The sequence below is a fragment of the Neisseria sicca 4320 genome (assembly GCF_000193735.1).
GTDB lineage: Bacteria > Pseudomonadota > Gammaproteobacteria > Burkholderiales > Neisseriaceae > Neisseria > Neisseria sicca_E.
The window spans coordinates 1-10,295 of sequence record NZ_AEPF01000033.1 but is presented as its reverse complement, the minus strand read 5'-3'; the positions used below and the strand labels follow the sequence as shown (position 1 = coordinate 10,295).

Sequence of the window (10,295 nt, the reverse complement as noted above, 5' to 3'; positions counted from 1 at the left end):
AAGGCACTTTGATAACCCTGATCCACGTTACCTGCTTCCTGTGGGTTCAAAAGGACTGATTCTGAAACATATCGTAATTAATGATGCAGACGAGCTTTTGAGGATTTGGTGTAACCAACGAAAAATTTATTTTTACCGATACCGGATATTGAAAGCTACCCCAATTGTGCGGAACATTTTATTGCATAAGGCATGGCAGGAAATTTACCGGATAAATGAAATATGCCGTAACACTTCATTTGAAATTTCCATATGCCATCGTCCAATGGAAAACGAATAAACATCCAACCGAGCTTTTATCTACTAGAGCTAATAAAAGGTCTCTTTTTCTCTTTTTTTTGTTCATTGCTATAATTGTCCATTTACATTACTTAGCCCAATCTATGAAATCCTTCGTTTACTCCCAAGCCATATTTCCTCCATTATCACTATTATTCCTATCATTGATAGCTGCCTTTCCTGTCCCAACATCAGCCGCTCCCACCCCTGAAGCCATTTCACAACAACAGGATATTCTCCAGCGTCAACGGGAGAAGCAGCTGCGTGAACAGATGTTGCCTGAACAAGATGTGCGTTTAGATGATGCTGATACAGGTAGGGAGAAGATGGCAACACAGGCAGGTAGTGTAAATTCGGATGAAGCAAGCCCATGCTTTCCTATTTCTGAAGTGGAATTGGTGGGTAAAGGAGCCGCTAAATTTCGATTTGCGCTCAATCAGGCTTTGCGCCAAACACATTTTGTTCCCGGCAAGTGTTTGCATGCGGGCGATATCAATCAAATCATGTCTTTGGCGCAAAATGCTTTAATCGGTAGGGGGTATACCACGACACGTATTTTGGCTGCACCACAAAATTTGAATAGTGGCAAGCTTCAATTAACACTGATGCCGGGCTATCTGCGCTTCATACGAATCGATAGATCTAATGATGCTCAAACCCATGCTGAACGCATTACAGCATTTCAAAACAAATTTCCCACCCGCTCAGACAATCTGTTGAATCTGCGTGATTTAGAACAAGGGCTGGAAAATCTCAAACGGCTCCCAACAGCAGAAGTCGATATTCAAATCGTTCCCGTAGAGGACGAACCAAACCAAAGTGATGTTGTGGTGCAATGGCGGCAACGTTTGTTGCCATACCGTGTAAGTGTAGGCGTGGATAATTCAGGCAGTAAAGCGACGGGGAAATATCAAGGAAATATCACTTTCTCTGTCGACAATCCTTTTGGACTGAGTGATATGTTTTATGTAAATTATGGACGTTCAATTGGCGATACACCCAATGAAGAAAATTTTGACGGTCATCGCAAAGAAGGCGGATCGAACAATTACGCAGTACATTATTCAGTTCCTTTCGGTAAATGGACATGGGCATTCAATCACAACGGCTACCGTTACCATCAGGCAGTTGCCGGATTGTCAGAAGTGTATGATTATAATGGGAAAAGTTACAATACTGATTTCGGTTTCAACCGCTTGTTGTATCGTGATGCCAAACGCAAAACTTATCTCGGTGTGAAACTGTGGACAAGGGAAACAAAAAGCTATATTGATGATGCCGAATTGACTGTACAAAGGCGTAAAACTGCAGGTTGGTTGGCAGAACTTTCCCACAAAGAATATATCGGCCGTAGCATAGCAGATTTTAAGTTGAAATATAAACGTGGTACTGGTATGAAAGATGCTCTGCGTGCACCCGAAGAAGCCTTTAACGAAGGCTCGTCACGTATGAAAATTTGGACGGCTTCGGCTGATGTAAACATTCCTTTTCAAATCGGTAGCCAGCTATTTGCCTACGATACATCTGTTCACGCACAATGGAACAAAACCCCGTTAACATCGCAAGACAAACTGGCCATCGGCGGACGCTACACTGTGCGTGGCTTCGACGGTGAAATGAGTTTGTCTGCCGAACGGGGATGGTATTGGCGAAACGATTTGAGTTGGCAATTTAAACCAGGCCATCAGCTTTATCTTGGGGCTGATGTAGGACATGTTTCAGGACAATCCGCCCAATGGCTGTCGGGACAAACCTTAGCCGGTACAGCAGTTGGGATACGCGGGCAGATGAAGCTTGGCGGCAACCTGCACTACGATATATTTACCAGCCGTGCATTGAAAAAGCCAGAATCTTTCCAATCAAGGAAATGGGCAAGCGGTTTTCAGGTAGGTTATACGTTTTAAAACGATATAGTCGACAGAGTTACAAGGAAGGAATAAGAAAATTTGATAATGCTGTGTTTTAAAATATGATTGATTGAAGTGTGTTAGTAAGGTAGATTTTATCTGCCTTACTTTTTTATGACCAATATTTTCTTGAATGACTATCGACTATCTTCGTTGAGCGGCTCAATGTCAGCCTTAAACACGTGCCGATTTCTTCAGGACTGTTATTTAGAGACCTTTGCAAAATACCCCTCTTCCTCATTTCCCCCAACAGCCGAAGCCCAAACCCAGGATGCCAGCTGTTTTTTGTTACAAATTCCCCTTTTTTTCTCCCCGGACACCCCATAATCGGGCATCCGGGATGCCTTTTAGGCGGCAACGGACGCAATTATCCTGTTGGCGGCTTTCAACAGGTTCAAACACTTCGCCTTCAGATGGCTTTGCGTACTCACTTTGCTCAGAACAAAATAGGCTGCCCGAGCATAGCGGAATTTCGTCCCAAAGCTCTGTTCGACCACATAACGGGTTTCGAAAAATGTCGGTTACGCTTCGTTTGCGCTTCCTTCAGCGAGCGGTTGCGGTGGGCTTTGCACATAATGCCGTCTAGCAACTGGATCTCTTTTAGTTTTCAGACGGCCTTTTGTCATTCAATAGGGAATACAGACATGCTCAGCCTTGTAAACTTTACAAGTTAGCGTGAGTACCATATCGCACATATCCTACTAGAAAATTTCATGCAGACTATGGTTTTCGAAAATACCCTGTTAGATCATATATTTCAGCTGTTATAAATTTATTTCTATTCTATATAGATAGTTTCAAGTTTGGTGAGATACGACTTAACTAATGAGCTAGCATCAACGAAAAGAAGGAACTCCTCTATTTTTAGAAACAAATATAGGCCAATTTCCAATAATAGATTTGTTTATATCCATTGTTTCTAAATATTCTTTTGACTGATATGGGAAAAACCACCCATCATCATTTTCTCGTATATGAGATTCAACTATTAATAATGACATTCCTATTTCTTGCTCTATTTGACTTAAAAAAGATACTGCAATTTTCTTTGCTTCTTGATAAGTAATTATCATGGAAATACTCCAAATTGAAAATGTTTGAAGGTAGTAAAATTGACTTCTCCTCTTTTTTGTATTTGCCCATCAGAGACCTTTGAAATAACATACGTTACTAGAATTTTATGCTAAAGCCCATTTCAAAATGAAAAACCTTTTTGATTTTCCCTACTTTTTGGCTAAAAATTAGAAAGGTTTAGTTAATTGAAAATTTTTTGGTACATTTTATGCGTTAAATTTCATTAACAGACTATTTTTACAAAGTTCTAAGATAAAGCAAAATCCCTATGATCGTACAGATGTCTGTAAGACCATAGGGATTTTTGTGTCTAAATCAACAGAACTATAACATTAAATACTATTTTCCTAGATTTCTATCAGGTTAAGCCGTAAATTCAGGAACAAAAATTCAAGCAGCTCCTTTTCCGTTTTTTTATCTGGTTTACAATTAGCTATCTGGGTTTCGTATTTCAAGCATAGTTACAATAATGACGACAACCACTACTTGTTAGATAACTTGCCCAATGCTGTGACATTCATAGCTAATCCTCTCCAATCCAAAATAAATTTTCCTACCCATACAAAGTTAATTCAAGTTAGAATGAATATTTGTAGGAAATATTACCGAGAAAGCATTTACTATGAATCGTACCCTGTACAAAGTCGTTTTTAATAAACATCGAAACAGTATGATGGCCGTTGCTGAAAATGCCAAACGCGGAGGCAAAAGCACAGTCGACACCCAAGCTGTAGGTATTTTGCCAAATGATATTTCCGGCTTTGCAGGTTTTATCTATTCTATCTCTGTTATCTCATTCTCTCTTTCATTACTGCTCGGTTCTGCCCTTATCCTGACTTCTTCTTCTGCTAATGCCCAAGGTATCGTTGCCGACAAATCCGCACCTGCACAGCAACAGCCTACCATCATGAAAACCGGTAACGGCATCCCGCAGGCCAATATCCAAACCCCTACTGCCGCAGGGGTTTCAGTTAACCAATACACCCATTTCAATGTTGACAACCGTGGTGCTATTTTGAACAACAGCCGTCGGAACGTGCAAACACAGTTGGGTGGCTGGATACAGGGCAACCCCTGGCTTGCAGGTGGTGAGGCCTGTGTCATCGTGAATCAAGTCAATTCAGCTGATCCCTCTTTGTTAGGCGGATATATTGAGGTGGGTGGTAGACGTGCCGAAGTGGTGATTGCAAACCCTGCAGGAATTCAAGTGAATGGAGGGGGATTTATCAATGCTTCCCGTGCTACTTTGACTACAGGCCAACCGCAATATCAAGCAGGAGACCTTAGCGGCTTTAAGATAAGGCAAGGCAATGTTGAAATCGCCGGACACGGTTTGGATGCCCGCGATACCGATTACACGCAGATATTGAGTCGTGCGGTTAAGATTGATGCGCCAGTGTGGGGTAAAGATGTGCGTGTATTGGCAGGGCAAAATGATGTCTCATCTGATGGCTCTATCCAGTCTTCATTCTCCTCTGCAGAGAATACAAATTCCGCCAACTCACTGTATGCCATCGATACAGGGGCATTGGGTGGTATGTATGCCGGTAAGATCACCCTGATCAGCACTAATCGTGATACATCCGTGCGCAATCAGGGGCAATTGTTTGCCTCAGCCGGCAATGTGGCAGTGAATGCTGAGGGTAAACTGGTCAACACGGGTACGATTGCGGCGACGGGAGAAAATCATGCGGTTTCACTTCATGCCCGCAATGTCCATAATAGCGGTACGATTGCCTCACAGGATGATGCCAATATTCACAGCCAGACGCTGGACAATTCAGGTACGGTCTTATCCTCAGGTCAATTGACTGTCCGTAATTTAGGCCGTCTGAAAAACCAAAACAACGGTACGATCCAGGCTGCCCGCTTAGATATGTCAACAGGTAGTTTGGATAACACGGGTAATATTACTCAAACAGGTTCACAAGCATTGGATTTGGTATCTGCTGGCAAATTCGATAACAGTGGCAAGATTGGTGTGAGCGACGTTCCACAGACCGGTTTGAATCCCAATCCATCAGTCATACCGCAGATTCCGAGTACTGCAACAGGTTCAGGTAGCAGCACTGTCTCGGCATCTAACCCTGGTTCAAACAATCCCGTTTCACCTACAGCACCTGCAAAAACCTACGCCAGAGGACGCATTCAAACAACGGGAGCACTTGATAATGCAGGATCAATCAATGCAGGTGGACAAATTGACATTGCCGCCAAAAACAGTTTGGAAAATTCGGGCAGTCTGAATGCGGCTAAACTACAAGTATCAGGCGATTCATTTAACAATACGGCAAAAGGCAAACTCCAGGCACACGATCTGGCTGTTAGTGCTCAAACTGCTAAAAACAGCGGTCACTTATTAACTCAAACCGGCAAGATTGGCAACCGTGAACTGCATAATGCGGGAGAAATTGCCGCTAACAATCTGACACTCATTCATTCGGGCCGCTTGAGCAATGATAAAAAAGGCAATATTCGAGCTGCACATTTACAGCTTGATACCGCCGGTTTACATAACGCAGGTAACATTCTTGCCGATAGTGGAACCGTCACCACCAATAACAATCTTCGCAATACAGGAAAAGTTTCTGTTGCACAACTGAATACCAAAGGTCAGACTCTAGATAATACGCACGGACGTATAGAGGCTGAAACGGTTAGCATCCAAAGTCAGCAACTGATCAACCAAAGCGGCCATATTACTACTACCGAACAACTGACTATCAATAGTCGAAATGTAGACAACCAAAACGGCAAACTCCTATCTGCAAACCAAGCACAATTAGCTGTTTCAGACGGCCTATACAATCAGCATGGTGAAATCTCCACTAACCAGCAGTTGTCTATTAACGATAAAAATCAAAACACTTTGGCGCTAAACAATGAGGATGGCACGATTCAATCTACTGGTAATGTATCACTACAAGCCAAATCACTCGCCAATAATGGCACATTAACAGCCGGTAACAAGCTGGATATCGCCTTGGCGGACGATTTCGTCGTAGACCGCGACCTCACTGCAGGCAACCAATTAAATCTAAGCACAAAAGGCCGTCTGAAAAATACCCATACCCTACAAGCAGGCCATACGCTCAAACTCAATGCCGGTAATATAGATAACCAAGTTACAGGCAAAATTATTGCCGGAGAACAAACGAACATCACATCCGAACAGCATGTAGACAACAGGGGTTTGATCAACAGCAACGGTTTGACCCGCATCGGTGCAGGTCAAACCCTGACCAACACCGGGACAGGCAAAATCTATGGTAACCATATTGCCCTAGACGCGCAAAAACTGCTTAACCGAGAAGAAACGACAGAAGGCAGCACCAAAGCGGGAGCAATAGCTGCAAGGGAACGTTTGGATATCGGAGCGAAAGAGATTCATAACCAAGAAGGAGCCCTACTATCCAGCGCAGGTATTTTTGCTATCGGTAATCGACTGGATGAACAACATCATGCGGCAGGCATGGCTGATACCTTTGTTAATGGCAGTGCCAGTTTGGAAGTACAAGGTGATGCATTGATGTCCGTTAGGAATATGCAGAATATCAATAATCATTTTAAAACAGAGGCATACTTAGCCAAAGCGGAAAAGCAAGTCCGCGACTACACCGTATTGGGGCAAAATACCTATTATCAGGCAGTAAAAGACGGCCTATTCGACAACTCGCACGGAAAAAAAGACCAAACAACTGCTACCTTCCATTTAAACAATGGTTCTCGTATTGAGGCCAACCAATGGCATGTCCGAGACTATCACATCGAAACTTATAAAGAACGCATCACTGAAAACCGGCCTGCACACATTACTGTAGGCGGCAATTTGACTGCTTCAGGCCAAGACTGGCTGAACAAAGACAGTCGAATTATAGTAGGCGGGCGTATTATCACTGATGATTTAAACCAGAAAGAAATCACCAATCAAGGTACAACAGGCAAGGGACGCACAGATGCTGTCGGCACACAGTGGGATTCAGTTACAGAAAAAGGATGGTACAGTGGAAGAAAAAGACAACGCCGTACTGAAAAAAACCACACTTCTTACCATGATACCCAACTATTTACCCACGACTTCGACACGCCTGTATCCGTCATCCAACAGAATGCCGCCTCCCCTTCCTTTCAACCCGCAGCATCTGCAGCCAAACTGATTGACGGAGCATCCACAGCAGCCGTCAATGGGCAGCGTATCCATACCGGTAATGTGGTCTCATTAAATAACGCTACTGTTACTCTACCTAGCAGCAGCCTCTACACCGTCCACCCCGGTAATAAAGGCTGGTTGGTTGAAACCGATCCTCAATTTGCAGACTACCGCCGCTGGTTGAGCAGCGACTACATGTTGCAACAACTGAAATTGGACACCAATCATCTACACAAACGGCTAGGCGACGGCTACTATGAACAAAAACTTGTTAATGAACAAATCCACCAGTTAACAGGCTACCGCCGACTCGACGGCTACAAAAGTGATGAAGAACAATTCAAAGCTCTGATGGACAACGGCCTTACTGCTGCCAAAACATTCGGCCTTACCCCGGGTATCGCCTTGAGTGCAGAGCAAGTTGCCCGCTTAACTTCAGATATCGTTTGGATGGAAAATCAAACCGTCACCCTGTCTGACGGTTCGACTCAAACCGTACTGGCCCCCAAAGTTTATGCACTGGCTCGAAAAGGTGATCTCAATACCTCCGGCGGCCTGATTAGTGCCGAACAAGTCTTACTTAAACTGCAAAACGGCAACCTGACTAACAGCGGTACCATTGCGGGGCGGCAGGCTGTACTCATCCAAGCACGGAATATTAACAGCAACGGCAATATTCAGGCCGACCAAATCGGCTTAAAAGCTGAAAAAAGTATCAATATCGACGGCGGGCAGGTACAAGCAGGCAGACTGCTGACTGCCCAAGCGCAAAATATCAATCTTAACGGTACAACCCAAACTTCCGGTAATGAACGTAACGGCAATACCGCCATTGATCGTATGGCCGGCATTAACGTGGTCGGAAGCTATACTGAGCAAGTAGATAACAGAGCTTCAGACGGCATCCTATCCCTGCATGCCGACAACGATATCAACCTTAATGCAGCCACCGTCTCTAACCAAGTTAAAGGCGGCACCACCCAAATTACCGCTGGTAATAATCTCAACCTCGACACCATCCGTACCGAACATCGCGAAGCCTATGGTGCATTAGATGATAAAAATCATCGTCATGTCCGCCAAAGTGCCGAAGTCGGCAGCAGTATCCGCACGCAAAACGGCGCAATGCTTAGAGCCGGCAACGACTTAAAAATCCGCCAGGGCGAACTTGAGGCCGACGAGGGTAAAACCGTCCTTGCCGCGGGACGTGATGTCAATATCAGCGAAGGACGCCAAATAACCGAATTGGACGCCTCTGTAAGCGGGAAAAGCAAAGGCATCCTTTCCAGTACCAAAACACACGACCGCTACCGCTTCAGTCATGATGAAGCAGTCGGCAGCAACATCGGCGGCGGCAAAATGATTGTTGCAGCCGGGCAGGATATCAATGTACGCGGCAGCAACCTTATTTCTGATAATGGCACTGTCTTAAAAGCAGGAAACGACATCGATATTTCTACTGCCCATAATCGCTACACCGGCAATGAATACCACGAGAGCAAAAAATCAGGCGTCATGGGCACAGGCGGATTGGGCTTTACTATCGGTAACCGAAAAACTACCGATGACACTGATCGTACCAATATTGTCCATACAGGCAGCATTATAGGCAGCCTGAATGGAGACACCGTTACAGTTGCCGGAAACCGCTACCGACAAACCGGCAGTACCGTCTCCAGCCCCGAGGGGCGCAATACTGTCACTGCCAAAAGCATAGATGTAGAGTCCGCAAACAACCGGTATGCCACTGACTACGTCCATACCCGGGAACAAAAAGGCCTCACCGTCGCCCTCAATGTCCCGGTTGTCCAAGCTGCACAAAACTTCGTACAAGCAGCCCAAAATGTGGGCAAAAGTAAAAATAAACGCGTTAATGCCATGGCTGCAGCCAATGCTGCATGGCAGGGTTATCAAGCAGCCCAACAAATGCAACAATTTGCTCCAAGCAGCAGTGCGGGACAAGGTCAAAACAACAATCAAAGCTCCGGTATCAGTGTGTCCGTTACCTACGGCGAACAGAAAAGCCGTAACGAGCAAAAAAGCCGTTACACCGAAGCGGCAGCAAGTCAAATTATCGGCAAAGGGCAAACCACACTTGCGGCCACAGGAGGCGGGGAGCAGTCCAATATCAATATTACAGGTTCCGATGTCATCGGCCATGCAGGTACCACACTCATTGCCGACAATCATATCAAACTCCAATCTGCCAAACAGGACGGCAGCGAGCAAAGCAAAAACAAAAGCAGTGGCTGGAATGCAGGCGTAGCCGTCCAAATAGGCGACGGCATCAGTCTTGGAATTACCGCCGGAGGAAATCTCGGCAAAGGTAAAGGACAAGGGGAAAGCACTACCCACCGCCACACCCATGTCGGCAGTACGGCCGGCACAACCACCATCCGCAGCGGCGGGGATACCACCCTCAAAGGTGCGCAGCTCATCGGCAAAGGCGTACAGGCAGATACGCGCAACCTGCATATAGAAAGCGTTCAAGACACAGAAACCTATCAGGGCAAACAGCAAAACGGCAATGTCCAAGTTACCGTCGGTTACGGACTCAGTGCCGGCGGCAGTTACAGCCAAAGCAAAATCCGAGCCGATCATGCTTCGGTAACCGAGCAAAGCGGTATTTATGCCGGAGAAGACGGCTATCAAATCAAAGTCAGAGATAACACAGACCTCAAGGGCGGCATCATCACCTCCGCCAGAAGTGCCGAAGACAAAGGAAAAAACCTTTTTCAGACGGCCACCCTTACTGCCGGCGACATTCAAAACCACAGCCGCTACGAAGGCAAAAGCTTCGGCATAGGCGGCAGTTTCGACCTGAACGGCGGCTGGGACGGCACGGTTACCGACAAACAGGGCAGGCCTGCCGACAGGATCAGCCC

At 45.5% G+C, this 10,295-nt stretch carries 3 protein-coding genes and 1 pseudogene; 2 read left to right on the top strand and 2 right to left on the bottom strand.

Translation table 11 applies throughout. The features are described 5' to 3' along the window. Positions 1–383: 383 nt before the first annotated feature. Positions 384–2,183: a ShlB/FhaC/HecB family hemolysin secretion/activation protein gene (locus NSCA4_RS0102885; protein WP_036537988.1), complete on the top strand. Its 1,800-nt coding sequence runs from the start codon at positions 384–386 to the stop codon at positions 2,181–2,183. Positions 2,184–2,533: 350 nt separating this feature from the next. On the opposite strand, the pseudogene NSCA4_RS13605 reads toward NSCA4_RS0102885, so the two are convergent. After that, a pseudogene (locus tag NSCA4_RS13605) lies at positions 2,534–2,790 on the bottom strand (IS5/IS1182 family transposase); the annotation flags it as partial. 232 nt (positions 2,791–3,022) lie between these two features. After that, positions 3,023–3,259 (bottom strand): YrhB domain-containing protein, encoded by a 237-nt coding sequence (locus NSCA4_RS13600; protein ID WP_081476533.1) that lies wholly within the window; start codon positions 3,257–3,259, stop codon positions 3,023–3,025. Between the two features lie 623 nt (positions 3,260–3,882). Here NSCA4_RS13600 and NSCA4_RS0102875 point away from each other — a divergent pair. Further along, positions 3,883–10,295: two-partner secretion domain-containing protein (locus NSCA4_RS0102875; protein ID WP_016686740.1), on the top strand; the 6,413-nt coding region annotated here is incomplete at its 3' end.